The sequence below is a fragment of the Gordonia sp. HS-NH1 genome, assembly GCF_001418765.1.
Taxonomy (GTDB): Bacteria; Actinomycetota; Actinomycetes; order Mycobacteriales; family Mycobacteriaceae; genus Gordonia.
Genome location: NZ_LIYC01000004.1, coordinates 100,309 through 126,305 on the forward strand (window position 1 = coordinate 100,309; position 25,997 = coordinate 126,305).

Here is a 25,997-nt window from a genome sequence, read left to right on the forward strand (position 1 = left end):
CATAGTCAGGCACGAATTCCACCGCGCAACTTCGGTCCAACGTCGCGCTCCCACGCGCCATACGACGAGAATCTTCTCGATTAGTTAGGCGTGCGGACATTTACGAAATGCGATCGGAAAGTCTTACAATTCGATGCAGGTGTCCGATGCCGGAGGGAGACGGCATGATCAGGGTCTTCCTGGTCGACGACCATGAAATCGTCCGACGGGGTCTCGTCGAATTGCTCGAGTCCGACCCCGATCTCGAGGTGGTCGGCGAGGCCGCCACCGTCGCGCAGGCGCTGGCCCGGGTACCGGCGGTACGACCGGATGTCGCCGTGCTCGACGTCCGACTCCCCGACGGCAGCGGCATCGAGCTGTGCCGGGAGCTGTTGAGCAGTGTCGACGGCCTGCACTGCCTGATGCTGACCTCCCTGACCGATGACGAGGCGATGATGGACGCCATCCTGGCCGGCGCCAGCGGATACGTCATCAAGGACATCACCGGAATGGAACTCGCGCGAGCGATCGCCGAGGTCGGAGCAGGGCGGTCCCTGCTGGACAACCGCGCCGCCGCGGCGCTGATGGATCGACTGCGCGCCCGGCAGGATGCCGAAGAACCGCCCCACGACGGCCTCAGCGAGCAGGACCGCACGCTCCTCGCCCTGCTCGGGGAGGGTCTGACGAACCGACAGATCGCCGCGCGGATGCACCTCGCCGAGAAGACGGTCAAGAACTACGTCTCGCGACTGCTCGGCAAACTCGGGATGGAACGGCGGACCCAGGCGGCGGTGTACGCGGCGAAGTCCGCGAATCGCGAACGACGCCGCTGAACCACGCCGCGCATGGGTCCTTGGTCCTCGATGTGCGGGATCTTTGGCGCATGTGCGACACATCACCCCGGGTGTGTACTCAGTGAATGGACCCCATGGGGTCACCGGTGTGCGACCTGCGGAGGGGGCAGCCGCGTTGACTGCGTCCACGATCGTCGGGATCGACGGTTCGGCCACCGCCCGGGCGGCGGCGTGCTGGGCCGCTCGCGATGCCCTGTTGCACCATTCGCCGGTCGAACTCATCTCCGCCGCCTGTCCGTCGGCCGGCCTCGTCGCCGAGAGCCCGCACTCGCTCGATCCGTTGCGAAGGCGGGCCGAGCGGGCCTTGTCCGAATCGAACCGTGCGATCAGGGAGTCGAGCGGTGCGGCTGCGGAGTCGCCCGTCCGGATCGCGACGCGGGTGGAATGCGCACCTCCGATACCCACTCTGCTCGAGGCCTCGTCGGCGGCGAGGGTGCTGGTCGTCGGCAATCGAGGCCATCGCGCGGGCGACCGCGTGGCACTGGGGTCGGTCGCTCTCGCACTCGCCGAGCACTCCCGATGCCCGTTGACCGTGATCCGCGACCCGGGTTCGACCCCGCCGGAGCGGACGTCGGCCGCGGTGGTGGTCGGGGTGGACGGGTCACCCGCGAGCCGCCTCGCGGCGACGTCCGCCTTCGAGCAGGCGGCGGTTCGCGGCGTCCCCGTCACGGTCGTCCATGCCTGGCGCGACTCCGACGGGTCCGATGTCGATCCGACAGCGCCCTCCCCCGAGCACGGGCTCGCCTGGCGGGCCCTACGCGCCACCGTGGCGACGTGGCTCGACGACGAGCTCACCGGGCTGCGACACGACCATCCGGCGGTCCGGGTCCGATGTGCGATCGTGCGGGATCGCCCGGCGCGGGCATTGCTCGATCACGCGCAGGCCGCGCAACTGGTGGTGGTCGGTGCCCGCGGCCGCGGTGGCTTCGACCGCATGCTGGTGGGGTCGACGACGCTCGCCGTTCTCCAGCGGGCCCGGTGCCCGGTTCTGATCGTTCCGCATGACCGGTGACACCGCCTCGGCGGGACCACCGCCGAACTGTGTGTCATTCGGCCCTTGAGATCTGCATCACATCTTCCGACACTGGAATGGTCGCTCGTCCGAGGAGAGGGGAGGCCCCTGGGACGAGCGACCCGACACCCGGTCAAGCGACAGAACGATCAACTGACCGAAAGATCTACACAGAAGGCTTCGCGATGACAGTTGTTTCCGCACCCGTGGAAACCGAACGGCCGCCCGTCGACCGTGACTGCGACAGCTGCGGACGGAGATTCACCGTCCGCGCTCCCCTGCGCCGGTCCGATCTGGACAACCTCGCCCGGGTGAACGGCTGGGACATCGGCTCCGGGGCCACGTGGTGCCCCGGGTGCCGATGCGCCCGGGCAATCCTCTCGAGTTCGTAGTCACGGCTCGACGAGCAGGTCAGCCCGCCTGACCGCCGAGTCCGAAGAGCGCGGGAACCACACCGACGAGCTGCGAGAGCAGGCCGGTCAGGACATCGGCACCCGGGACACCCGACGTAGCGGGTGGTGTCGTCCCCGGCGGCGTCGTGCCCGGAGCGGTCTGAGGGGTCGCTCCGGGCGCCTCGCCCGCGGGTGCCCCCTGGTTGACGCCGATGGTGATCTTGGGGTTCTTCGCCGGGTCGAGCCACACGAGGATCTGCTTCATCAGTTCACGGTCGATCGCGACGCAGCCCATGGTCGGCTCACCGTTGGTGACGTGCAAGAACATCGCCGAGGCCCGGCCCGGGGTCCGTTGCGGGTTGTGCGCGATGTTGACCGCGTAGTCGTAGACCGGCCCGGAGTTGTACAGGTTCTCGCTGTCGCCACCAGGGCTCTGCGGCTGCCGCACGTGGGTGTTGTAGGTGGGCGACTTCATGTTCGAGTCCCACCAGTCCTGCTGGTCGACCTTCAGGTAGGGCATCTTGGTCCCGGGGTTCGCGGCGCGACCGAAAGCCTGGTCGAGCGGGAAGGTGCCCTGCGGCGTCCGGTGGACGTTGTCCTTCGGCTCGCCCATACCCAACGATCCGAGGAACGCTTTCGTCGGGCCGATGACCGGTTTCCAGCTGCCGTCGGCGCCCCGGTCGAAAGCCGTCAGGGTGGCGGTGGTGTCGGATGCCCTCGGCGCCGTCACGACGATCATCTGGCTCGTCGACCCGGCCGTCCCGGTGCCATCGGTCCCGTCGGCCGAGCCCGTCCCGCCTGCCAGCTGATCGAGAATTCCGTCGAGAAGAGGGATTCCCGAGCCCGGCGCCGCCCCCGCACCCGGCGGGGGTGTCTCCGGTGTAGTCGTCTCTGGGGCGGCGAGCGCCTGGCCTGCACCGCCGACAGTCGCGGCGAGTACCGCGATCACCAGTAGTCCCAGCAGTCTCAATTGCCTCATCAGTAACTTCTGCACCACATCAGTGTGACAGCGCGCAAGAGTGCGTGAGTCACGTCCTGGTCACGGTGCGGTTCGGATCGGGTGTCGGCCGGCCCCGGCGACACACCGGGATCCGGCGGTGTCACCCCGGATTTCCCGATACGAAAACAGGTGATTGTCATATTTCGCGATGCAGGGCAATAGAAGTTTCACGAAACCATTAAGCAAAAGACCCGAAAATTCCGCGATCTTTGTTTGCGCGCTTGTCAGCAAATCATTAGTGTCGCAAATGACAGTGCCGGATCAAGGCGCTCGTCGACCGGATAGCCATTCGATAAAAGGGAGAACAATGACATCCTTGGAGAACGTCGAACTGCTCACCGCCATCGTCGACCTCCTGAATTCGCTCCGCGACTTCACCCCGATCGAACCGCCGACCGCCTGATCCGACACCGAAGGCCGCGTCGACTCCCCCTCTCGGGTGAGCGACGCGGCCTTCGCGTATCCGGCGAAATCTGGTGCACCGCAGAATTACCGATACCTGGACGAGTGCCGACCTACTGGGGCGCGAACTCCTCGAGCATCTCGGTCACGAGGGCGGCGATCGGCGACCGTTCGCTACGGGTGAGCGTGATGTGCGCGAAGAGCGGGTGGCCCTTCAGCTTCTCGATGACCGCGGCGACACCGTCGTGCCGGCCCACCCGGAGGTTGTCGCGTTGGGCGACGTCGTGCGTCAGGACCACTCGCGATCCCGACCCCAATCGCGAGAGAACGGTCAGCAGCACGTTGCGTTCGAGGGACTGCGCCTCGTCGACGATGACGAATGAGTCGTGCAGGGACCGTCCGCGGATGTGCGTCAGAGGGAGCACCTCCAACATCCCGCGGCTCAAGACCTCGTCGATGACCTCCGGGGACGCGAGCCCTTCGAGGGTGTCGAAAACCGCCTGCGCCCACGGGCCCATCTTGTCCGACTCACTACCCGGCAGGTAGCCCAGCTGCTGCCCGCCGACCGCGTACAGCGGACGGAACACGACCACCTTGCGCTGGGTACGCCTCTCCAGGACCGCTTCGAGTCCCGCACAGAGCGCCAGCGCCGACTTTCCGGTCCCCGCCTTGCCGCCGAGCGACACGATCCCGACGCTGTCGTCGAGGAGCAGATCGAGAGCGACGCGCTGTTCTGCCGACCGTCCGTGGAGCCCGAACGCCTCCCGGTCACCGCGTACCAACTGCACCCGCTTGTCCGAGTTCACGCGACCGAGCGCACTCGACGTGGCGCTGAGCAACCGGATCCCCGTGTGACACGGGAGCTCCCGGGCATCGTCGATGTCGACGACACCCTCGGCGAACAGCGTGTTGATCGCAGCGGTCTCGACATCGAGCTCGGTCATCCCCGTCCACCCCGAGACGACGACGTCCTGGGCGTGGTATTCGTCGGCGGCCAGCCCCACCGCGCCGGCCTTCACACGCAACGGCGTGTCCTTGGACACCAGCGTCACGTCCTTGCCCTCGGCACGCAGGTTGAGGGCGCAGGCGAGGATGCGGGAGTCATTGGAGTCGGTGCGGAATCCGGCGGGCAGCACCGCGGGGTCGGTGTGGTTGAGCTCCACCTGGAGGGTGCCGCCGTCGTCGCCGATCTCGAGCGGCAGGTCGAGTCGTCCGTGTTCGAGCCGCATGTCGTCGAGCATGCGCAACGCCTCACGCGCGAACCAACCGAGTTCGTGGTGGTGACGTTTGCCCTCGAGTTCGCTGATGACCACCAGTGGCAACACCACGTGGTGTTCGGCGAAGCGCATGACCGCCCAGGGATCGGACAGCAGCACGGAGGTATCGAGGACGTAGGTGCGTGTGGTCACGTGGGGCTCCTACGTTCGTGCGGCACCCGCACAAACCGGTGTTGGTCGACCGGCGGTCCAGTTGTCCGATGTCCCGGCGTCAGCCGAGGTGGACGAGGACCGGGGCCGGCCCCCTCGCGTTGCTCGCACAAACCACGATGTGAACCTCCCGAACGAACCGCTTCCCCGCGGTCCGTCACTGGCCAACGTACGCGCGAAAATCCGTGGCGGCGCGCCGGGATCAGGTGTGTCGGCGTGAATTGTGGGTAAACCGCCGTATCGTCTGGAGTGGAGACGCAACACGGCGCCACCAGGACTTTCGTCGTCCCGGTGGCGCCGTGTTCACGGTCGCGACGCCCTCGCGGTGGGCGCGTCCGTCAGCGTCCGGCGCGCGCGAGGATCCGGGTGCGCGCCGCCTGAGCCTCGTCGCCGAGACCCGAGACGGTGTCGAGCCTGACCGCGTCGGCCAGGGTCGCTGCGATGGCCGCCTTCACCTCGTCGTTCTCGTAGTCGGCGATGAGTGCGCGTTCGGCGTCGAAGTCGGCGATGTCGTGGCCGATGGGCTCGTCGAGCGCCAGCGCGCTGTCGATCGCGAGGACGGTGGCGTCCTGGTCGGCGACGATCCCGGCGTTGAGGAACGCCCCGAACGTGGTGGCCTGTCCCTGGTCGTCGGCCGCGATCCTCGTGAGGATCTCGACGAGCGCGTCGTCACCGGCGACCGCCGACAGCCGCTTGACGAAATGCACACACTGGTTCTCGTGCACGGCCATCAACGCGAGCACGTCGAGCGGACCGAGCGGGTCGATCTGCTCCGGGACCTGGCGGTAGCCCTGGGTCACATGGATGCGGCGACGCTCCTCGGCGTCCACCGGATCGATCGCGCGCCGGACGACGAGGTAGTCACGCAGCACGATGGCATGGCGGTTGTCTTCGGCGGTCCACACGCCCACGAGCTGCCGCCAGTCGGAGAAGGCCGGGAAGTGTTTGGCCAGCACCCGGTGATACGACGGCAGGTTGTCCTTGGTCAGCAGGAGGGCGAGCAGCCCCGCACGTGCCTCGTCGGACAGGAAGGCCTCCGACGGGTCGAAGTCCTTCCCGCCGAGGAACCCGAAGTTGCGGCCGTCGTCCCACGGCACCCAGTCGTGCGGATTCCACGGACTCGCGGCCGACTGGTGGTCTTCGGCGATCTCGGGAAGAGCCTTCTCGAGCGCGGTGATCAGGTCGTCTTCAGTGAGGGCGTTCATCGCTGAAAGGATACGGACGCCGGGCCCGGCCGGGCAATCCAGGTCAGATCCGGCTCATGAGGCCCCACTCCTCGAGACCCTCGTAGAGCGGGAAGTCGAGAGCGAGCTTGGACACACGCCCGCGCAGCGCCGAGACATCGGCGGCGTCGCCGGCGGCGAGCGCACCGGCGATGATGTCGGCGACCTCGGCGAACTGTTCGTCGCCGAAGCCGCGGGTGGCCAGCGCAGGGGTGCCGATGCGCAGACCCGAGGTGACCATCGGCGGGCGGGGGTCGAACGGCACGGCGTTGCGGTTGACGGTGATGCCGACCTGGTGGAGCAGGTCCTCGGCCTGCTGACCGTCGAGGGCGCTGTTTCGCAGGTCGACGAGCACGAGGTGGACGTCGGTGCCGCCGGTCAGGACCGAGACGCCCGCCTCGGCCACGTCGGATCCGGTGAGACGCTCCGCGAGGATCCTCGCCCCGGACAGGGTGCGGCGCTGGCGCTCGGCGAACTCCTCGGTGCCGGCGATCTTGAGGGCCACGGCCTTGCCGGCGATCGCATGCATCAGCGGCCCGCCCTGCTGACCGGGGAACACCGCCGAGTTCAGCTTCTTCGCCCACTCCTGCTTGGCGAGGATGATCCCCGAGCGCGGTCCGCCGAGCGTCTTGTGCACGGTCGAGGACACGACGTCGGCATGCGGCACCGGCGACGGATGCAGTCCGGCGGCGACGAGACCAGCGAAGTGCGCCATGTCGACCCAGAGGTGGGCGCCGACCTCGTCGGCGATGGCGCGGAAGGCCTCGAAATCGAGGGTGCGGGGGTAGGCCGACCAACCGGCCACGATGACCTTCGGCTTCACGTCGAGGGCGATCTTGCGCACCTCGTCCATGTCGATGCGGAAGTCTTCCTTGCTCACGCCGTAGAAGGCGTTCTCGTAGAGCTTGCCGGAGAAGTTCAGGCGCATGCCGTGGGTGAGGTGACCGCCATGGGCGAGGTCGAGACCGAGCATGGTCTCCCCCGGCTCCATCAGGGCCTGCAGCACGGCGGCGTTGGCCTGGGCACCCGAGTGTGGTTGCACATTCGCGAAGTCGGCGCCGAACAGTTCCTTCGCCCGGTTGCGGGCGATGTCCTCGACGACGTCGACGTACTCGCAGCCGCCGTAGTAGCGGCGTCCCGGATATCCCTCGGCGTACTTGTTGGTGAGCACGCTGCCCTGGGCCTGCAGGACCGCGCGCGGCACGAAGTTCTCCGAGGCGATCATCTCGAGGGTGTCTCGCTGGCGGCTGAGTTCACCGTTCATGGCGGCGGCGACGTCGGGGTCGAGCTCGGCCAGGGACATCGAGTTCACGGATGACGGGTTCGCGGTCATGCCCCGATTCTAGGCACCGAGTTCGCGACGCAGGCTCGCCGGGATGAGTGGCTCGTCGAGCAGGCGTCCGAAGGCGGCCGCGCGGTCGGCGGCCGAGTCCAGCCACTGCTCGAGCAACCGATAGCCCTCGACGTAGGTGCTGATGTACGCGCGCCACAGCGGTGAGGTGAGGAATCGCAGCATCTGCCGGGCCCGTTCCTCGGGGGCGAGGAGCCAGCGCCGGAGGTGTTCGGCGACGGCGTCGGCGTCGGCGTGGCGGTCGTGCAGCATGAGCGCGGCGTCCTGGCGGACGGGCAGGAGTCCGGCGGTGGCACGTCCGACGCTCATCGCGCGCTCGGCGTCGAAGCGGAGCCCGAGGTCGGCGTAGATCTCCTGGGCCCACGACTGCCAGTCGGGACCGACGATCGCGGCGAGGGCGTGGTCGGCGAGGCCCTCGGCCATCAGGCACTGCGGGGTGTTGACCAGGAAGATCGACTGCTCGGACTGCCCGGCGCCGACGAGCAGCTGTTCCTTGCGGCAGTGTTCGGTGTGATGTCCGGGGTAGGCCTCGTGTGCGATGAGGGCCGGCAGGGAGGACATGTACTGCGTGAGGTCGGCGTTGATGGCCACGCGTGAGCGGTAGTTCCCGAGGTAGTAGTTGAATCCCGACCACGGCTTGTCGGTCACGACCTCGAATTCGACGATCTCGTTGTCCGGCAACGGATATGCCGATCGAACTCGTTCGCGGAGCGCACCGCTGAACGTGCGGACGCATTCGTCGACCCGCTCCGGCGGGACCTCGTCGACGCGCCGGTGCGCGGCGTAGGCGTTACGGAGTTCGTCACCCGTCGCGCCCGGGACACCGAGCGCCTGCGCCAGGTCGGCGTGCGCTTGCCGATATCGGTCCGGGTCGGCCATCTCGATGTCGACGTCGAAGTAGGCGCGGACCTCGTCGACGAATCCGACTTCGTCGCCGGCGAACTTGCGGGCCGAGCATTCCAGGGCGCGCAGATGGGCGCCGACGAACTCGGCGCGCGCCGCGACGAGTGTGCCGGGCAGGTCGGCGAGCAGGCCGCGCGCACGTTCGGCGAGCCGGACGGGATCGGGTGCAGGGCCGTTCTCGACCTCTGCTTTCAGTGCCGGATCGCCGGTGTAGGCGTCGACGAAGCCCCGTTCGAGGCGGTCGAAGCCGAGCCCGAGTCGGAGGTACTCGGTCACCAGCGGGTCGGGGGTGGTGGCGGCGTCGGCGACGGGCGAGGACGGCATATCGGCAGGCTACCGATCGACGCCGTTCCACGCCGCCCTAAGCTGTACGCATGATCACTCCGGGAGCGGCGGATCCGACATCGGCGGAGCTGCCCTGATGGCCCGCAACGCCACCGATCGGGATCCGAGTCTCTACCTGGAACTCGACCGGAGGCAGTGGCGTGAACTCCGCGAGTCCATGCCCCTGGTCCTCAACGAGGACGAGCTGGCCGAACTCGTCGGCCTCGGTGAGCAGATCGACCTGGACGAGGTCGCCGATGTCTATCTGCCGCTGTCGCGTCTGATCCACCTGCAAGTCGCTGCGCGGCAACGGTTGTTCGCCGCGACCTCCACCTTCCTCGGCGAGCGGCAGACCAACCGTCAGGTGCCCTTCGTCATCGGGATCGCCGGCAGCGTCGCGGTCGGGAAGTCGACGACGGCACGTGTGCTCGCCGCCCTCCTCGCCCGATGGGAGTCACACCCCAAGGTCGACCTGGTCACCACCGACGGTTTCCTGCTCCGCACCGCCGAGATGCAGCGCCGGGGCATTCTGCACCGCAAGGGGTTTCCCGAGTCGTATGATCGCCGGGCGCTGCTCCGCTTCGTCACCGAGGTGAAGTCGGGTGCGCGCGAGGTCGCCGCGCCGGTGTACTCGCACCTCGCCTACGACATCGTGCCCGACGTCTATCACTATGTGCGCCAGCCCGACATCCTCATCCTCGAGGGCCTCAACGTGCTCCAGACCGGAGAGACGCTGATGGTGTCGGACCTGTTCGACTTCTCGATCTACGTCGACGCCAAGATCGACGACATCGAGTCCTGGTACATCTCGCGCTTCCTGCAGATGCGGACGACCTCGTTCGCCAACCCCGACTCGCACTTCCACGCGTACGCGTCGCTGACCGACAAACAGGCGACGGCCGCGGCACGGGATCTGTGGACCTCGATCAACCGCCCGAACCTGATCGAGAACATCCTGCCGACCCGGCCCCGGGCGTCACTGGTGCTCCGCAAGGACCACGACCACTCGATCAACCGGGTGCGTCTGCGGAAGCTCTGACCGACGACGCGGCTCGGCGCTCGTCGAGTCCGGCCGGGTAGGCCCCGGCGAGTGCGATGCGATTCCAGGCGTTGATCATCACGATCGAGGCCACCAGCTGACCGGTCTCGGCGGCGTCGAAATGTGCACGCACCGAGTCGAACACGTCGTCGGGAACGCCGTGCTCGCCGATCCGCGTGACACTCTCGGTGAGTGCGAGTGCGGCCCGCTCGGCGGGGGTGAACGCCGGACCGGCCTCGCGCCACGCGGCGATGAGCATCAGTTTGTGCGTGTCGATGTCCTTGGCGAGGGCATCGGAGGTGTGCATGTGCAGACAGTATGCGCACCCGTTCAGTTGCGACGCCCGGATCACGATGAGTTCGGCGAGTTCCGGGTCGACGCCGGCCGACGCTGCCCGCTGCAGTGCGACGAGAGCCTTGTAGACGGACGGGTTGTCCTGCGGTATCCACATTCTCGTCGCCGGTCGGGTGCCGGAGCTCATCGCCGGCCTCCGTCCCGGGCGCGCTCACGACCGGCCAGCCACCCGTCGAGCGTCGTCGTGGTGACCACGTCCGGATGAGCGGGCACGAGCCCGCCGCCCCGGATCGCCGGCCCGCCGAACCGGACGCCCAGCACCCAGCGCGGCGAGCCGGTCTGCGCGGCAACCGCTTTCGCGACATCGACGAGGTCCATCTCCACCGGCCCGCCGATCTCGACCTTCCGCTTGCCCGATGGTCCCGCGGTCACCTCGTCGACAACGGCCACGGCCACGTCCGCAACGGCCGCGGGGGCGCAGCGCAGCCTGGGCACCGCGGCGACCGGACCGAATCTCATCCTCGACATCATCTGCTCGGCGAGTTCGAACCACTGCACCGAGGCGAGGACGGTGAGCGCGGCGGGGTCCACGACCTTCGCGTAGGCCGCTTCCTGGGCCGCCTTTCCCTGGTAATAACCGAATTTGGCATTCACCGCGGGGACGTCGGCATTGACGATCGACACCACGACCACGTGTTTGACGCCCGCGGTCGTCGCGGCGCGCCCGATATGGGTCGCCGTGGTCTCGAAGAAGTCGATCGCCTCCGCGGCCTTCAACGTCAGGAGACTGAGGCAGTCGACGACGGCGTCGGCACCGTCGAACGCCGCCGCAAGGCCGGTTCCGGTGTAGGCGTCGACGCCGCTCGCGCGATTTGCGCGCACCACCTCCTGCCCACGCTCGACGAGAAGGTCGGCGACCCGACTCCCCAGTACACCGCTGGCGCCCACGACCACGATCTTCATCTCGTTCCTCCTCAAGGACGGACATCTCGTTGTTCCGGGTTTAGGCTAGGCCGCAATTAGCTCAAGAAAGTGGTCCAATCCGATGGCAGAAAAACGGGTCAATTCGACGGTGGCCGATCCGTGGGCCGAAGTCGCCGAGCGGCTCGGGGCGGACCTCTTCCTGGATCTGCAGCCCGATCCCGGCGCGGGCGCGCGAGGGCGGGGCGCCACCCGGCGCCGGGCCCTCACCGAGGCGTTGCGCTCGGCGATCCTCGACAGCCGTCTGCCGGCGGGCACCGCACTGCCGCCCTACCGGTCCCTCGCCGCCGACCTCGGCCTGGCGCGCGGCACCGTGTCGGCGGTGTACTCCGAACTCATCGCGGAGGGATGGCTGACCGCTCGACAGGGATCGGCCACCAGGGTCGCCGAGGGTGCCGCGCGCCCACCGGAGGCCCCCGATCCCGGCGCATCCACCGCGCTGCCCGCACTGCGCCACGACTTCTCACTGGGGCGCCCGTGTGCCGGGATGTTCCCGCGCAACGAGTGGATTCGCGCCACCCGCCGCGCCCTCACCGAAACCCCGGACGAGGTCTTCGGACCGGCCCATCCCCGCGGACGCATCGAGCTGCGGAGCGCGCTCACGAGCTACCTCGCCCGCACGCGGGGGGTCCGCACCACCCCGGACCAGATCATCCTCGGCACCTCGGTCCTGTCGGCGCTGGAGTTGTTGGCGCGGACCGTGATCGGCGAAGTCATCGCCGTCGAGAGTCACGGCCTGCCCTTCCATCGGCACGCCCTCGAACGCGGTGGTGCACGGGTCGTGCCGGTGCGCATCGATTCCGACGGCATGGTGATCGACGAGCTCGAGCGCACCGGGGCCTCCGCGGTGCTGCTGACCCCCAGCCACCAGTTCCCCACCGGCGTCGCCCTCTCGCCGGCCCGGCGGATGCAGGTGGTCGACTGGGCGCGGCGCTCGGGCGCCGTCATCGTCGAGGACGACTACGACGGCGAGTTCCGCTACGACCGCGAACCCGTCGGCGCGCTGCAGACACTCGGACCCGACGTCGTCGTCCACACCGGTTCGCTGAGCAAGAGCCTGTCACCGGCCGTCCGCGCCGGCTGGCTCGCCACCCCGGCACACCTGGTCGAATCCGTGTTGCGCGGCAAGGGATTCCGCGAATCCGACGCGAGTATCGTCGACCAGCTGACGCTGGCCGAGCTGATCGGCTCCGGCGCCTATGACCGGCACATCCGCCGCAGCCGACAGGCCTACCGCACCCGGCGCGACGCGCTGGTGGAAGCCCTGGCCGGGATCGGCCTGGAAGTGCCCGGCATCGCCGCGGGCCTGCACGCGCTGATCCCCGTCGCGCATGCCGACGAGGGGGCGATCGTGCACCGGGCGTACGAACGCGGGATCGCGGTGACCGGGCAGTCCCTGTTCCGCCATCCCGACGCCGATCCGCTGCCCTCCGGCGGACTGGCGGTCGGCTTCGGGACCCCCGCGGCATCGACCTTCGGCACCGATCTCACCGCACTGACCGGCCTGCTCGCCGACTCCGTCGCACACTGACGGCCCGGCCGGGACCGACACCGCCAGTTGGCTACTTGCCGAACCGCCGACTCCGCGCCGAGTAGTCGCGCAGTGCGCGCAGGAAGTCCACCCGGCGGAACTCCGGCCAGTAGGCGTCGGTGAACCAGATCTCCGAATAGGCGCTCTGCCACAACAGGAATCCCGACAGCCGCTGCTCCCCGGACGTCCGGATCACGAGGTCGGGGTCGGGCTGGCCCTTGGTGTAGAGGTTGGCGTCGATCGCCTCCACGGTCACCGCATCCACCATCTCGGCCGCGCTCGCCCCCGCCGCCACCTTCTCCTCGAGCAACGCTTGCACCGCGTCCACGATCTCCTGCCGTCCGCCGTACCCGACGGCGACGTTCACGTTCATCCCCCGCCGTTCGGCGGTGCGCTCGGCGGCCGCCCGCAGCCGTCCGGCGACCGCATCGGGCAGCGAGTCCAGGGTGCCGACGATGCGGATCCGCCACTCGCCCTCGGGCGCGGAGATCTCGTCGACGATGTCCGGCACGATCTCGAGGAGCGCGTCCAGCTCGTCCGAGGAACGGTTGAGGTTCTCCGTCGACAGCAGATAGATGGTCACGGCTTCGATGCCCAGGCCGGCACACCAGCCGAGCATGTCCGCGATTCGCTGAGCGCCCACCCGGTGTCCGTGGCTGACGTCCTCGAACCCGGCCTCGCGCGCCCATCTCCGGTTGCCGTCGCAGATGATCGCGACGTGCCGCGGCAGGCGCTCGGTGTCGAGGAGCTGGATGAGCCGGCGTTCGTAGACGGAGAGTACGGGTCGTCGAAGCCGGTCCGGCAGCAGCTTCATCGTCGCGTCGTTCCGGCGTCGTGTCGGCCTCGTGTCACGCAGGACACCTTACGCGCCGAGACGCACCCCGCTGATTCCCCCGCATCGGCCCGGGTGACTCCGTCCGTGCATGCCGGTCACGCCGCCGATGCGTGAAGTTACGGTACCGTAGGTTCGGTGAGCACGTTGCTGAATTCGCCGGCCGACGTCCGCCCACGCCTGCGCGGAGTGATCCACCACTACTCGGCCTACGTCGCAGCCGTCGCCGGGCTCGCCCTGGTCATCGGCGCCGCGACGGTCGGCGACCCGGTCGCCGTCGTGCCGTGCGCCGTCTACGCGGTCACCGTGCTCGGACTCTTCGCGATCAGCGCGGGCTATCACCGGATCCCGTGGAAGACCGCACGCGCCCGGACCCGTATGAAGCGCGCCGATCACGCGATGATCTTCCTGTTCATCGCCGGCACCTACACGCCGTTCTGCGCCCTGGGTCTTCCCTCGCCGACCAGCTGGTGGGTCCTCGGCATCGTCTGGGCGGGCGCGACGGCCGGCGCGGCGCTCAAGATCGTGTGGCCCGGCGCGCCCCGCTGGCTCGGGGTCACCCTCTACATCGTGCTCGGCTGGGTGATCGTGGCCGTCGCGCCGGCGCTCGTGGGCGAGACCGGCGTGCTCGTCATGGTCCTGCTCGCCATCGGTGGCGTCTTCTACAGTGTCGGCGGCGTCCTCTACGCCGTGCGCTGGCCCGATCCGTGGCCGGAGACCTTCGGCCACCACGAGGTGTTCCACGCCTGCACCGCGGTCGCGGCCCTGTTGCACTACGTCGCCGCCTGGCTCGTCGTACTGGGCTGACCTGCCCTTTCGATGACCGCGCGTGGTCTGGGCCGGTTGATCATCGCTATGCTCCTCGCGTGAACCCGGACATGCGCGCCATCCACCGCCTCCGCGGTGGGGTCGTCGGCGCGCTGTCGGCGAGCACGGCGGTGGGGGCGCACGGCCTCGCGGCCGGGTCCTTGCCCGCCACGACGTCACTTCTGATCATGACCGCCGCGTGCACCGCACTCGGCTGGGCGATCGGCGCGACGTCCCGTCGTCGTCCCGGGTGGTTCACCACGATGGGACTCCTCGCGTCGGGGCAGCTGCTCGCGCACGCCTCCCTCACCGCACTCGACGCCTCGTCGAGCCATCACACCGCCGCGGCGGCACTCACGCATGCACCCAGCCACACCATGCTGCTCGTGCACGCGATCGCGACACTGCTCACCGCCGCCGCGATCGGAATCGCCGAACCGGCCCTCCTCACCATCCTGACCGCGATCGTCGCGCTCATCCGGGCCGTCCTCGACCCACCCGCCGACGACGTCACCGCACTCGTCCCTCTCTCGGCACACGACGACGCGCGGCCCCGGCTGCGCGCCATCGCCGCACTCGACACCCGCGGCCCCCCGGCCCTCAGCCGCTGATCCATTCTCCGCCGACCCGTCATCCCGACGGGCCGGTCGGTGCGCGGTTGCCATCCCACCCGATCGTGGTCGATTCCGCGTGCCGTCTTCCGCATGAGAGGCCAACACGTGTCCTTACCCAACCTGTCCCGTCCCGCCGACAACCAGGACGGCGACGCCCCCGTCCGCCGGTCCACACCGGCCGTCTGGCAGCCGTTGCTCCGACGCCTGCACTTCTACGCCGGCATCTTCATCGCCCCGTTCCTGGTCGTCGCGGCCATCACGGGCGGGCTCTACGCCATCGCCCCGTCGGTCGAACAGGTCGTCTACCGCGACCAGCTCCACGCCGAGAGCACCGGCGATGCCCGTCCGGTGTCCGAGCAGGTCGACGCGGCGGTCCGGCTCCGCCCCGACCTCACACTGTCCGCGGTACGTCCGGCGACCGAGGCCGGCGACACCACCCGGGTCCTCTTCGACGACCCGGACCTGGGGGCGTCGAAGCGCCTGGCCGTGTTCATCGACCCGGTGACCCTCGACTCGACCGGTGAGCTGGTGTCCTACGGCAGCAGTGCGTCGTTGCCGCTGCGGACCTGGCTCAGCGAATTGCACCGCAATCTCCATCTCGGCGAACCGGGCCGGATCTACAGCGAACTCGCCGCCTCCTGGCTGTGGGTGATCGCCCTGGGCGGTCTCGCCCTGTGGATCTCGGCGTTCCGCGCTCGGCGCGAGCGGCGCCTCGCTGAGCTGGTCACCGCGGACCGGTCGGCGACCGGACGCACCCGCACCCGTAACCGGCACGGGGTGATCGGCGTGTGGATCGCGGTGGGACTCGTCTTCCTGTCCGCGACCGGACTCACGTGGTCGAAGTACGCGGGCGACAACGTCTCCGACCTCCGCACCGCCCTGAGCTGGACGACCCCCGGCATCGACACCGCATTGTCCGAGCCGCGGTCGGCACCTGCCGGGCACGGGGACCACGGCGGCCACGGGGACCACAGTGCACCGGGCGACCACGAACCGGATGTGCCGACGACGTCCGGCGAAACGGTGTCGCAGCTCGACCGTGTCGTCGAGACCGCGCGACGTGCAGGTGTCGACGGCGAGGTCGAGGTGTCGATTCCCGCCACCGCGGACACGGCGTTCACCGTCGCGCAGACGAGGCAACCCTGGCAGTTCGGCCAGGACTCGATCGCGGTGAACGGTGCCGACGGTGTCGTGGTGGACGAATCCCGGTTCGCCGACTGGCCGCTCGCCGCGAAACTCACCACCTGGGGTATCGCCCTGCACATGGGGATCCTGTTCGGCTGGGTGAGCCAGCTCGCGCTCCTGCTCCTGGCGGCGGCGCTGGTGATCCTCATCGCCCGCGGCTATCAGATGTGGTGGCAGCGCCGGCCGCGACGCTCCGGGGCGCTCGCGGTGGGCCGGCCCCCGGCTCGCGGTGCGCTGCGCCGGGCGTCCTCACCCGCGGCCGTCGCGGTCGCCGTGGTCGCGGTGGTCGTGGGCTGGTACGTGCCGCTGCTGGGACTCAGCCTCCTGGGTTTCGTCGCGGTCGACGCCGCACTCGGAATCCGCCACCGGCGCAGGGAGAGCGGTATGTCGGCGTAACCGGGGCCGGCGGCCGGCGGGGACGTCGTGGCGCGGTGGTTGGAGATTTCACCTTCCCATCACGTCCCCGCCGCCTGGGCGTGGAACCCAGGTCAGGTGATCCTGGTCGGGTGAGGCCATGGGCACATCGCGACGACGATTTCTCGGCTGGTCGGCGCTGGTGGCAGGTCTGGCGTTCAGTCCGGATGTCCTCGGGGGCAGGTCACCGGCCGTACCCACCCCGGCACAGTCCGCAGGCGTGTTCGGCCTCGGCGTCGCGTCGGGCGATCCCCTCCCCGACGGCGTCGTGCTGTGGACGCGGCTGTCGCGCAACCCGTTCGCGCCGGGCGGCGGCATGGAGCCGAGGCCGGTCCGGGTCGACTGGGAGGTCGCCGCCGACGAGTCGATGACCCGGATCGTGCGTCGGGGAACCGTCCACGCGACACCGGAGTGGGGACACAGCGTGCATGTCGACGTCCGCGGACTCGCGCCGGCCGCCGATCATTTCTATCGGTTTCGAGCACTCGGTGAGATCTCCACCGTCGGACGAACCCGCACGGCACCAGCACCTTCCGCACACGTCGACACACTCACGCTGGCCGTGGCGACCTGCCAGAACTGGGCCGACGGCTACTACCATGCCTACGCCGACCTGGCCGCACATGCGCCCGATGTGGTCCTCCACCTCGGCGACTACATCTACGAGAAGCCGATCCCCGCGCAGGGCGGCGCGAGAACCACTGCCGCCCTTCCTCTCTCGGCGATCCGGGAGGCTGTCGACCTCGACGACTACCGGGAACGGTACGCGCTGTACAAATCCGACCCGGACCTGCAACTCGCTCACGCGATGGCTCCGTTCGTGATCACCTTCGACGATCACGAGGTGGACAACAACTGGGCCGCAGCGGTTCCCGAGGACGGCACACCGCCTGTCCCGTTCGCGCTGCGCCGGGCCCGCGCCCTGCGCGCGTGGTGGGAGAACACCCCGGTCCGGGTCACGGCCCGGCCGAACGGAACCGTGGTGCGCGCGCACCGGCGGCTGGGTTTCGGCGACCTCGTCGACCTCACCCTCCTCGACACCCGTAGTCACCGCAGCGATCAGGTCAACGGGGACAACGACACCGGGCAGAACGAGCACACCGCGGACCCGTCCCGCACCATCCTCGGCGCCGCGCAGGAACGATGGTTGCTCGACGGCTTCGCGTCCTCACGGCACCGCTGGGACGTGCTCGGCCAGCAGGTGCCGATGGCCGACCTCGCCCGGACCGTCGGATCGACCCGTGCGGTCAGCATGGACGGCTGGAGCGGCTACGAGGCGTCTCGCGCCCGGATACTCGACGGCGCCGCCGACCGCGGCGTGCGCAACCTGGTGTCCCTCGCCGGTGACATCCACCGCAGCGTGGTCGCCGACCTCCGGACCTCGTACACCGATGACTCAGCGGTGCGCGGAGTCGAACTCGCCGCGACGTCGATCACCTCGGGCGGCGACGGGGAGGACAGCGACGACGGCGACCGCCGGCTGAAGGAGGCCTCACCCCACGTCCGGTTCGGCAACTCACAGCGCGGATACCTGCTCAACCGGATCCACTCCGACCGGTGGGAGGCCGAGTTCCGCGTGACGCCGTCCGTGCGGTCGCCCCGGGGAACGCTGCACCGTCGAGCGCTCATCACGATCCCCGACTCGACCGCCGAAGTCGACGTCGTGTGACCCCCGGTCTTCCACTCCCCAATCCGAAAGAACCACGAAACCCCTGGTCCCCAATCCCAAAGAACCACAAAACTCCTGGTCCCCAATAATCCGAAAGAACCACAAACCCCCTGGTCCCTGAGGTGCGAGGAGCGATAGCGACGAGCCACGAAGGGCGAGCGAGGGACGTCGCCATACCCTTCGTGGCTCGCTCGCTCGCACCTCAGGGAGCAGAATTCGGCCACTGGCACCCGCGCGGGGTTCTTTCGTGGTCTACGACGGCCGCCCCCGCAGACACCGAGGTGCGAGGAGCGCCAGCCGCCGGGCCGAGCAAGCGACGCCGGAGCGCGTCGAGGTCGACAAGACTCGAAGGATCAGCCCCGCGCGAGCGCCGCCAGGACCTGAGCGCTGGCCTCCCAGCCCATGCACTTGTCGGTGACGGACTTGCCGTACACCAGCGGGGTGGCCTCGGTCGACTGCGCGCCGGGCTCGAGGAAGCTCTCCAGCATGACGCCGCTGACGGTCGAGGGCTCACCGGCCTCGCGGGCCGCCCGGAGGCGGGTGGCGATCTCGGTGGCGACCTCGGCCTGGCGGACGTGGTCCTTGCCCGAGTTGGCGTGCGAGCAGTCGATCATGACCCGGGCCGGCAGCCCTGCCGCGGCGAGCGCCTCGGCCGCCGCCGACACCGACTCCGCGTCGAAGTTGGGGCCGCGCGTTCCCCCGCGCAGGATGATGTGGCAGTCCTCGTTGCCCGCGGTCTCCACCACGGCGCCGTTGCCGAAGTCGTCGACTCCGAAGAAGACGTGTTCGGCCGCAGCAGCTTTCACGCCGTCGATGGCGACCTGGACGTTGCCGTCGGTGCCGTTCTTGAACCCGATCGGCATGGACAGACCGGACGCCAGCTGACGGTGGACCTGGGACTCGGTGGTGCGGGCACCGATGGCACCCCACGCGACCGCGTCGGCGATGTACTGCGGGCTCGTCGGCTCGAGGAACTCGCAGCCGACGGGCAGACCGAGGTCGATGATGTCGAGCAGCAGCGACCGGGCGGTGCGCAGACCGCGCTCGACGTCGAAGGTGTTGTCCATCCCGGGGTCGTTGATCAGACCCTTCCACCCGACCGTCGTGCGCGGCTTCTCGAAGTAGACGCGCATGACGATCTTGAGACGCTCGGCGTAGGCATCGGCCAGCGGCGCGAGGCGGCGGGCGTAGTCGATGGCCGCGATCGGGTCGTGGACCGAACAGGGGCCGACGATGACGAGCAGGCGGTCGTCACGTCCGGCGAGGATGTCGGCGATCTCGTCCCGGTCGCGCTGGACGGCGACGGCTCGTCGTGCCGACAGTGGCAGTTCGCTGCGGACGGTGTCGGGCGAGGGGATCGGACGGAATGCCCGGATCCGGCGGTCGGATGTCGATTCGGCGTTGTCGTCGGATCGGATCGGGAGGTCCGGCAAGGTGGTCACGTCGTGTGCCTTTCGAGGTCATGCCCGTTGTCGATGTTGCGGCGAGGCATGCCCAGGTGTGGTCGGAGCCCCGCTCAAATGACAAGAGCAGCGACCGTCTGGTCGCTGCTCTGGGCTCCGGGTGTGTCGTGCGTGCGTCAGTTCAACGCGTCATCGTGGCCCCACCCGGAGCCTCGATAAAGCGCCAATACGCGCGCACGGTGCTGATCACGGCGACCACAGTAGCACAGGGTTTCGCCACCCCGATTTTCACGGGTGTCCCCGGTCGATCAGCTCGCTGAGCACGAGGATCGACTCCGATCGATCGACCGGGCCCGCGCGCCGGATGCGTTCGAGAGCCTGCTCGAGGTGCCGCACGTCACGGGCCATGACGCGCAGGATGGCGTCGGCCTGACCGGTGACGGTCGCTGCGCTCACGACTTCGGGGATGGGCTCCCATGCGGCCTCGAGTTGTTCGGGCGAGATGTTGCCGCGGCAGTAGACCAGGACGTAGGCCTCGGTGGTCCACTGCATCGCCCGGGGATCGACGACGGCGGTGAATCCCCGGATGACGCCGTCGGCGACCAGGCGGTCGACGCGTCGTTTGACCGCGGGAGCCGACAGCCCCACCTGTTCGCCCATCTGCTGGTAAGTGGCGCGGGCATCCCGGGTGAGACATGCGAGTACCTGCTCGTCGAGATCGTCCAGTGATCGCAACAGAAGCCTCCCCTTCCGGACCTGTTCGACGATCTGTTGCGCGAATGCGCAAGATACGTCGATTGTTTGCACCAGTACCCGACGATACGCTCGATCCATGACGATGACGAGCCCTGCTGCCTACACACCCGGCCGCGTCGGCCCGTCCGGTGCCGCGGACGACACATCTACCGCAGATTCGCTCGAACCCCATGTGGCACACAACTATTCGCCCCTGCCGGTGATCGCGGCCACGGCTGAGGGAGCGTGGATCACCGATGTCGACGGTCGCCGTCACCTCGACTGCCTCGGCGCGTATTCGGCGGTCAACTTCGGTCACCGCCATCCCCGCATCGTCGCCGCCGCCCTCGATCAGCTCGCGCGGGTCACGCTCACCAGCCGCGCCTTCCGGTCCGATCGTCTCGAACCCTTCTGCGCCGCACTGGCTTCCCTGTGCGGCAAGGAGATGGTCCTGCCGATGAACACCGGCGCCGAAGCGGTGGAGTCCGGGATCAAGGTCGCCCGCAAATGGGGTTACGACGTCAAGGGCGTACCCGACGGCCGCGCCACGATCGTCGTGGCCACCGGGAACTTCCACGGACGCACCACGACCATCGTCTCGTTCAGCGACGATCCCGCGGCGTACACCGGATTCGGGCCGTACACACCGGGATTCGTGCGCGTGTCGTTCGGCGACGTGGCCGCGCTCGACGCCGCGATCGACGAGAACACCGTGGGTGTCCTCCTCGAACCCATCCAGGGCGAGGCCGGCGTCGTCGTACCTCCCGACGACTATCTGCCCGCCGCGCGAGCCCTCTGCACCGAGCGCAACGCCCTGCTCATCGCCGATGAGATCCAATCCGGCCTCGGCCGCACGGGGCGGACCTTCGCGGTGGAGCACTGGGGTGTCGAACCCGACGTCTACCTGCTGGGTAAGGCGCTGGGCGGCGGCCTGCTGCCCGTGTCGGCGGTGGTGGCCGACCGTCACGTCCTCGGCGTCCTGCACCCCGGTGAACACGGATCGACCTTCGGCGGCAATCCTCTCGCCGCGGCCGTCGGCCACACCGTCGTCGACATGCTGTCCGACGGGACATGGCAGCGCCGGGCGGCCGACCTGGGTGAATACCTGCACGCACGCCTGCGTGACCATGTCGGGAACGGTGTGGTCGCTGTGCGTGGCCGCGGACTCTGGGCGGGCATCGACCTCGATCCCGCGCTGGGCACCGGCAAGGACTTCTGCCGACGGCTCTCCGAGCGCGGGGTGCTGGCAAAGGACACCCACGACTCGACACTGCGGCTCGCGCCGCCGCTCGTCGTCACCGAATCCGAGATCGACTGGGCGATGGAGCGATTCGCCGCGACCCTACGAGACCGTCGCTGACCGCCGGCCACGATTGAGCCACCAGGTGCTCGTCGAGAGCACGGTGGCGAATGCGCACCACGCCGGGTAAGGCGCCAGCGCGGCACCTGCTGCCGGGTTGTTCTGTGCGGTACGCCGCGCGAGATCGGCACTGCTCACGGTGAGCGCCGCCGCCGCGAACGACGCGGTTCCGAGTGCGCCCCGGCCGAAGTAGATCCAGCTCCATCCGGTGTTCAGCACGAGGTTGGCACCGAGCGCCGCGAGATACCTCTGTCGTAGGTCGTGATCGCCCTTCTCGTCCAGGTCGTCCAAAGTGGCGGCGGACGTCACGGCGATGTCGGCGTACAGCGCGGTCCACGCGACCGGGAAGGCCCAGTCGGGCGGCACGAACGACGGTTTCGTCAGCTTCGGATACCAGCTCTCGACCGCCGGTTTGGTCACCAGACTGCCGATGGCGGCCGCGGCTGCGGTCGCGAGTGACGTCCCGAACAGAGTGGAGATGCGCATGACTCCACTCTTACGCCCTGACTCAGGTGTCGGCGGGCCGCCGTTCGTCGGTGCCGGCGGCGCTCGTGGCATCCGGCGTCCCGGGCGAGTCCGATGTCGCAGTCGTCGACTCGGCCGGACCGGGCGAGTCGGTGCCCTCGTCGAAGGCCTGATCGGCTTCGGGGTGCTCGGTGTCGAAGGATGCGGGCAGCTTCTTGAGCTGCCGGTTCATCGACCAGATGAGGAACGCGGTGCCGACGAGCAGCAGCAAGATGACCAGCAGACCCAGCGGTGAGGCCTTGCCGAACTCCGGCCCCTGGGGTTCCTGCGCCAGGACCATCAGGGTGTCGTTCACGACTGTGCTGGTGCCCATCACGCCTCGATCCCGGCGAAGAGATCGGTCTCCGGCAACGCGGTCTTGACCCGGGTCCGGGCGAGCTCGAACTCCTCCGTCGGCCACAGGCGTTGTTGCCACTCCAGCGGCACCGCGAAGAACACCCCGTTCGGATCGATCTGCGTGGCGTGGGCGCGCAGCGCGTCGTCACGCTGCGGGAAGTACTTGGAGCACTCGACCTGGGTCGTCACACGTCCCATCAGATCGCCACGGCTCGGGTCCCACTTGCTGAGCCACTCGGCGAACGGACTCTCCTGGCCGTGCCGCGCGAACTCGTCGGAGAACAGGACCATCCGGTCCCGGATGAACCCGTGGGTGTAGTAGAGCTTCGACACCGTCCACGGTTCGCCGGCGTCCGGGAACGCGTCCGGATCGCCGGACTGCTCGTACGCCGCGACCGACACCTCATGGCAGCGGATGTGATCGGGATGCGGATATCCGCCGTGCTCGTCGTAGGTGACGATCACGTGCGGGCGGAACTCGCGGACCACGCGCACCAAGGCCTCGGTGGCCTCGTCGAGCGGCACCGAGGCGAAGGAACCCTCCGGAACAGGCGGGAGCGGGTCGCCCTCGGGGAGGCCCGAGTCGACGAAGCCGAGCCATGTCTGTCGGACGCCGAGCGCCTCGGCGGCCTTGGCCATCTCCTCGCGACGGACCTCGGTCATCCGCTCTTTGATGCCCGGGCGGTCCATCGCCGGATTCAGGATGTCGCCACGCTCACCGCCGGTGAGTGTGACGACGAGCACTTCGTTGCCCTCGGCCGCATACTTCGCGGTCGTGGCGGCACCCTTGCTCGACTCGTCGTCTGGGTGCGCGTGCACCGCCATCAGCCGGAACACACCCGACTTGGGGTCGCCGACGTGGGATTCGGTCACAGTTCCTCACCTTCGGATCGCTACTCCTCCCATGGTAGGTATTGACGCGTGAACAGTTCGGATGGGGGCGCCGCAGACGCCGGTGACGCGCCGCGCGCGACACCCGACACCTTGCGACCGCACAGCGGTCCGCGCGCCACCTATCCGGAGCGTTCGGAGACCGCCTCTGGGCGTCGTCGCTGGTTCATCGCCCTGTCGATCCTGGTCGTCGCGGCCGGCGTGACCCTCGCCGTCATCGGCTACAGCAAGTTCTCGTCGGCGGACGTGACCGGTGAGGCCACCGGCTACGAGATCATCGACGGCTCGACCGTCGCGGTGCAGTTCACCGTCGAGCGTTCCGATCCGAGCCGGGCGGCTGCCTGTGTGGTGCGCGGCCGCTCCCGCGACGGCGGCGAGACCGGGCGTCGCGAGATCCTGATCCCCGCGGACTCCGCAGAACGGATCGGCGTCCGCACCGAGGTCACGACGTCGAAACCACCGGTCATCGGCGAGGTCTTCGGGTGCACCCTTGACGTGCCGGCCTACCTGAAGCCGTCGGCCTCGTGACCGCCGCGTCCACCGGCAGCGAGCTGCCGTCGCCGCGCGCCGCCTTCGCCTCCATCGGCAGCCGCTACTTCCCCCTTCTGGTCGCCGTCTTCGTCGGCGTCATGCTCATCAGCAACGTCACCGGCACCAAGGGCGTCGTGCTGTTCGACGAATGGCTGCAGGTCGATCTCGGGCCGATCCAGATGGACGGCCTGGTGACCGACGGCGCCTTCTTCCTGTTCCCGCTCGCGTACGTCCTGGGCGACGTGATCAGCGAGGTCTACGGGTTCCGTGCCATGCGCCGGACGATCCTCGCCGGGTTCGCGGTCCTGATTCTCGCGTCGTTGTGTTTCTGGTTGACCATTCACCTGCCGGCCGCCGAATTCTACGAAGGCCAGGCGGCTTTCGAGACGGTTGCCGGGGTCGTCCCACAATTCCTGCTCGCCGGATTGGCCGGTTACGTCGTGGGCGAATTCCTCAATTCCTTCGTCCTGGTGAAAATGAAGGAACGCGCCGGGGAAAATCGCCTCTGGGCGCGCCTGCTGGGTTCGACGATTGTCGGCCAGTTGGCCGACACCATCGTCTTCTGTTCGATCGCCGCCACCGCCCTGGGTATCTCGACCTGGGGAGATTTCATCAATTACACGATCGTCGGGTTCGTGTGGAAGACACTCGTCGAGGTCATCCTCATGCCTGTGACGTATTTCGTTGTGGGATGGCTGAAACGGATGGAACCGACGTATCAGGACGCTCTCGGCGCGCTGTCGCGCGGTAGTACCGATGTGCCATAGGTCTCACCACCTGGTACCCTGAACGGATACACGGCTCCGCGAGGGGTCGTGTTGCTGCATTTTCAGCAGTCCATATGCCCCTGGTGTAAACGGTCGCCCGGGGCGCGGACAACACAAAGGAGTGACCGATGACCGACACCCAGGTGACCTGGCTGACCCAAGAGTCGCATGACCGCCTCAAGAGCGAGCTCGATTCGTTGATCGCCAACCGTCCGGTCATCGCCGCCGAGATCAACGAGCGTCGCGAAGAAGGCGACCTCAAGGAGAACGGTGGCTACCACGCCGCTCGCGAGGAGCAGGGCCAGCAGGAAGCGCGTATCCGCCAGCTGCAGGAACTGCTGAACAACGCGAAGGTCGGCGAGGCGCCGACCCAGTCCGGCGTCGCACTGCCCGGTTCCGTCGTGACCGTCTACTACGACGGTGACGAGAAGGACACCGAGACGTTCCTCATCGCCACCCGCGAGGAGAGCGGCCAGGGCGGCCTGGAAACCTACTCCCCGAGCTCCCCGCTCGGTGCCGCCCTCATCGACGCCAAGGTCGGCGAGACCCGCGAGTACTCCGTGCCCAGCGGTGCCACCATCAAGGTGACCCTGGTCAGCGCGGAGCCCTACCACGGCTGATCGGACGACGAACACAACCCGGGACGGTATGACCGTCCCGGGTTTCGTGTTTTCGGGGGTTCTCGTCCGTGAGCTACCGCCGGTCGCGCGACCGGCGAACCTCAACTCGACTCCTGGACTTCGATCGAAGTCCAGGAGTCGAGTTGGGGTTCATCGGTCGTGCCCTACGCGTGGTCGACCCCATACGTCGCCTGCGTGGACGTGATGCCCTCATACTCGAGCTGTTCGCTCAAGCCCTGCCGCGAGAACGCCGTCATCGAACGATAGTCGCGGGCCTTCTGCGCCGCCTGTTCGTTCCAGTCGACGGCGCCCTGAGCCTCGACCTCGGTCACGGCGTACGTCGCGTCGGCCGTCGAGAACCCTTCGTACTCCAGCTGATCGATCAGACCCGCTCTCGAGAACGCCATGATCGAGAGGTACTCCTTCGCCTTCGCCACTGCGCTCGTCTGCTCCCAGGTCGCGAGTGACTCTGCACCGGGAGTCCCGGTCGTCGGTGACTGCTCGAACACCTGGCTCGAACCGGTAGCGGTCACAGCGACGCCACTTTGAATGCCGATCGTACTGACTCCCAACGCAATTCCGCACACCGCGACCAC

At 68.5% G+C, this 25,997-nt stretch carries 26 protein-coding genes; 12 read left to right on the top strand and 14 right to left on the bottom strand.

Annotated features, from left to right (window positions below; translation table 11 throughout):
- Nucleotides 1-164: 164 nt before the first annotated feature.
- Together AMD30_RS05060 and AMD30_RS05065 are read left to right on the top strand one after the other, a co-directional pair.
- Nucleotides 165-812, top strand: a complete 648-nt coding sequence (locus AMD30_RS05060) for a response regulator (RefSeq protein WP_055474972.1) — start codon at nt 165-167, stop codon at nt 810-812.
- 136 nt (nt 813-948) lie between these two features.
- On the top strand, nt 949-1,845 hold the full coding sequence (locus tag AMD30_RS05065) for a universal stress protein (RefSeq protein ID WP_035717095.1): 897 nt from the start codon (nt 949-951) through the stop codon (nt 1,843-1,845).
- Nucleotides 1,846-2,256: 411 nt separating this feature from the next.
- Here AMD30_RS05065 and AMD30_RS05070 read toward each other — a convergent pair whose 3' ends face one another.
- The 5 genes from AMD30_RS05070 to AMD30_RS05090 form a co-directional block, all read right to left on the bottom strand.
- Entirely contained in the window at nt 2,257-3,216 is a 960-nt protein-coding gene (locus AMD30_RS05070) for a L,D-transpeptidase family protein (RefSeq protein WP_055474973.1), read from the bottom strand.
- Nucleotides 3,217-3,752: 536 nt separating this feature from the next.
- Nucleotides 3,753-5,048 carry a PhoH family protein gene (locus tag AMD30_RS05075; protein WP_010841827.1) on the bottom strand — a complete coding sequence of 432 codons (1,296 nt, stop codon included), beginning with the start codon at nt 5,046-5,048 and terminating at the stop codon, nt 3,753-3,755.
- A gap of 356 nt (nt 5,049-5,404) precedes the next feature.
- A complete protein-coding gene (locus AMD30_RS05080) occupies nt 5,405-6,271 on the bottom strand; it encodes an acyl-ACP desaturase (RefSeq protein ID WP_055474876.1) in 867 nt (288 codons plus the stop codon).
- A 43-nt stretch (nt 6,272-6,314) separates the two neighbouring features.
- Nucleotides 6,315-7,622 (bottom strand): serine hydroxymethyltransferase, encoded by a 1,308-nt coding sequence (gene glyA / locus AMD30_RS05085; protein ID WP_010841825.1) that lies wholly within the window; start codon nt 7,620-7,622, stop codon nt 6,315-6,317.
- A gap of 9 nt (nt 7,623-7,631) precedes the next feature.
- Nucleotides 7,632-8,867, bottom strand: a complete 1,236-nt coding sequence (locus AMD30_RS05090; protein ID WP_055474877.1) for a hypothetical protein — start codon at nt 8,865-8,867, stop codon at nt 7,632-7,634.
- Nucleotides 8,868-8,964: 97 nt separating this feature from the next.
- On the opposite strand from AMD30_RS05090, the gene coaA reads away from it, so the two are divergent.
- Nucleotides 8,965-9,906: a type I pantothenate kinase gene (coaA, locus tag AMD30_RS05095; RefSeq protein WP_010841823.1), complete on the top strand. Its 942-nt coding sequence runs from the start codon at nt 8,965-8,967 to the stop codon at nt 9,904-9,906.
- Here the strand turns inward: coaA and AMD30_RS05100 are convergent.
- Nucleotides 9,878-10,387: a carboxymuconolactone decarboxylase family protein gene (locus tag AMD30_RS05100; RefSeq protein WP_055474878.1), complete on the bottom strand. Its 510-nt coding sequence runs from the start codon at nt 10,385-10,387 to the stop codon at nt 9,878-9,880. The genes coaA and AMD30_RS05100 overlap by 29 nt on opposite strands.
- Nucleotides 10,384-11,163, bottom strand: a complete 780-nt coding sequence (locus AMD30_RS05105; RefSeq protein WP_014926159.1) for an SDR family oxidoreductase — start codon at nt 11,161-11,163, stop codon at nt 10,384-10,386. The genes AMD30_RS05100 and AMD30_RS05105 overlap by 4 nt, the downstream gene beginning before the upstream one ends.
- Nucleotides 11,164-11,245: 82 nt before the next feature.
- Between AMD30_RS05105 and pdxR the strand changes: the two genes are divergently transcribed.
- On the top strand, nt 11,246-12,712 hold the full coding sequence (gene pdxR / locus AMD30_RS05110; RefSeq protein ID WP_055474879.1) for a MocR-like pyridoxine biosynthesis transcription factor PdxR: 1,467 nt from the start codon (nt 11,246-11,248) through the stop codon (nt 12,710-12,712).
- A 31-nt stretch (nt 12,713-12,743) separates the two neighbouring features.
- Here the strand turns inward: pdxR and AMD30_RS05115 are convergent, their stop codons facing one another.
- Nucleotides 12,744-13,526 carry an isoprenyl transferase gene (locus AMD30_RS05115; RefSeq protein WP_055474880.1) on the bottom strand — a complete coding sequence of 261 codons (783 nt, stop codon included), beginning with the start codon at nt 13,524-13,526 and terminating at the stop codon, nt 12,744-12,746.
- A gap of 156 nt (nt 13,527-13,682) precedes the next feature.
- Here AMD30_RS05115 and trhA point away from each other — a divergent pair, with 156 nt between their 5' ends.
- The 4 genes from trhA (at nt 13,683) to AMD30_RS05135 (ending at nt 18,233) form a co-directional block, all read left to right on the top strand.
- Nucleotides 13,683-14,351 (top strand): PAQR family membrane homeostasis protein TrhA, encoded by a 669-nt coding sequence (gene trhA / locus AMD30_RS05120; protein WP_055474881.1) that lies wholly within the window; start codon nt 13,683-13,685, stop codon nt 14,349-14,351.
- A gap of 59 nt (nt 14,352-14,410) precedes the next feature.
- Nucleotides 14,411-14,962 carry a hypothetical protein gene (locus AMD30_RS05125; RefSeq protein WP_231632646.1) on the top strand — a complete coding sequence of 184 codons (552 nt, stop codon included), beginning with the start codon at nt 14,411-14,413 and terminating at the stop codon, nt 14,960-14,962.
- 93 nt (nt 14,963-15,055) lie between these two features.
- Entirely contained in the window at nt 15,056-16,546 is a 1,491-nt protein-coding gene (locus AMD30_RS05130; RefSeq protein WP_156354152.1) for a PepSY-associated TM helix domain-containing protein, read from the top strand.
- Nucleotides 16,547-16,664: 118 nt separating this feature from the next.
- Nucleotides 16,665-18,233 (top strand): alkaline phosphatase D family protein, encoded by a 1,569-nt coding sequence (locus AMD30_RS05135; protein ID WP_055474882.1) that lies wholly within the window; start codon nt 16,665-16,667, stop codon nt 18,231-18,233.
- A gap of 353 nt (nt 18,234-18,586) precedes the next feature.
- Here AMD30_RS05135 and AMD30_RS05140 read toward each other — a convergent pair whose 3' ends face one another.
- The gene (locus AMD30_RS05140) at nt 18,587-19,675 is read right to left on the bottom strand and encodes a 3-deoxy-7-phosphoheptulonate synthase (RefSeq protein WP_010841814.1); all 1,089 of its coding nucleotides are present in this window, start codon (nt 19,673-19,675) and stop codon (nt 18,587-18,589) included.
- A 249-nt stretch (nt 19,676-19,924) separates the two neighbouring features.
- Nucleotides 19,925-20,371, bottom strand: coding sequence for an Lrp/AsnC family transcriptional regulator (locus AMD30_RS05145; RefSeq protein ID WP_014926152.1), 447 nt, complete (start codon nt 20,369-20,371; stop codon nt 19,925-19,927).
- A 97-nt stretch (nt 20,372-20,468) separates the two neighbouring features.
- On the opposite strand from AMD30_RS05145, the gene rocD reads away from it, so the two are divergent.
- Nucleotides 20,469-21,731 (top strand): ornithine--oxo-acid transaminase, encoded by a 1,263-nt coding sequence (gene rocD, locus AMD30_RS05150; RefSeq protein ID WP_055474883.1) that lies wholly within the window; start codon nt 20,469-20,471, stop codon nt 21,729-21,731.
- Here the strand turns inward: rocD and AMD30_RS05155 are convergent.
- Genes AMD30_RS05155 through mca form a run of 3 tightly spaced genes read right to left on the bottom strand, consistent with a single transcriptional unit; the run spans nt 21,714 to nt 23,465 of the window.
- Nucleotides 21,714-22,217, bottom strand: coding sequence for a TspO/MBR family protein (locus AMD30_RS05155; RefSeq protein WP_055474884.1), 504 nt, complete (start codon nt 22,215-22,217; stop codon nt 21,714-21,716). The genes rocD and AMD30_RS05155 overlap by 18 nt on opposite strands.
- A gap of 22 nt (nt 22,218-22,239) precedes the next feature.
- Nucleotides 22,240-22,569: a hypothetical protein gene (locus AMD30_RS05160; protein ID WP_055474885.1), complete on the bottom strand. Its 330-nt coding sequence runs from the start codon at nt 22,567-22,569 to the stop codon at nt 22,240-22,242.
- The gene (mca, locus tag AMD30_RS05165; RefSeq protein ID WP_055474886.1) at nt 22,569-23,465 is read right to left on the bottom strand and encodes a mycothiol conjugate amidase Mca; all 897 of its coding nucleotides are present in this window, start codon (nt 23,463-23,465) and stop codon (nt 22,569-22,571) included. The genes AMD30_RS05160 and mca overlap by 1 nt, the downstream gene beginning before the upstream one ends.
- A 48-nt stretch (nt 23,466-23,513) precedes the next feature.
- Here mca and AMD30_RS05170 point away from each other — a divergent pair, with 48 nt between their 5' ends.
- The 3 genes from AMD30_RS05170 to greA all read left to right on the top strand — a co-directional run bounded on the left by AMD30_RS05170 (nt 23,514) and on the right by greA (nt 25,401).
- On the top strand, nt 23,514-24,011 hold the full coding sequence (locus AMD30_RS05170; RefSeq protein ID WP_055474887.1) for a DUF4307 domain-containing protein: 498 nt from the start codon (nt 23,514-23,516) through the stop codon (nt 24,009-24,011).
- Entirely contained in the window at nt 24,008-24,781 is a 774-nt protein-coding gene (locus tag AMD30_RS05175) for a queuosine precursor transporter (protein WP_055474888.1), read from the top strand. Before AMD30_RS05170 ends, AMD30_RS05175 begins: the two co-directional genes overlap by 4 nt.
- A 128-nt stretch (nt 24,782-24,909) precedes the next feature.
- A complete protein-coding gene (greA, locus tag AMD30_RS05180; protein WP_004020945.1) occupies nt 24,910-25,401 on the top strand; it encodes a transcription elongation factor GreA in 492 nt (163 codons plus the stop codon).
- Nucleotides 25,402-25,565: 164 nt separating this feature from the next.
- Here greA and AMD30_RS25385 read toward each other — a convergent pair whose 3' ends face one another.
- The gene (locus tag AMD30_RS25385; RefSeq protein WP_231632647.1) at nt 25,566-25,934 is read right to left on the bottom strand and encodes an Ltp family lipoprotein; all 369 of its coding nucleotides are present in this window, start codon (nt 25,932-25,934) and stop codon (nt 25,566-25,568) included.
- Between the last annotated feature and the right edge of the window lie 63 nt (nt 25,935-25,997).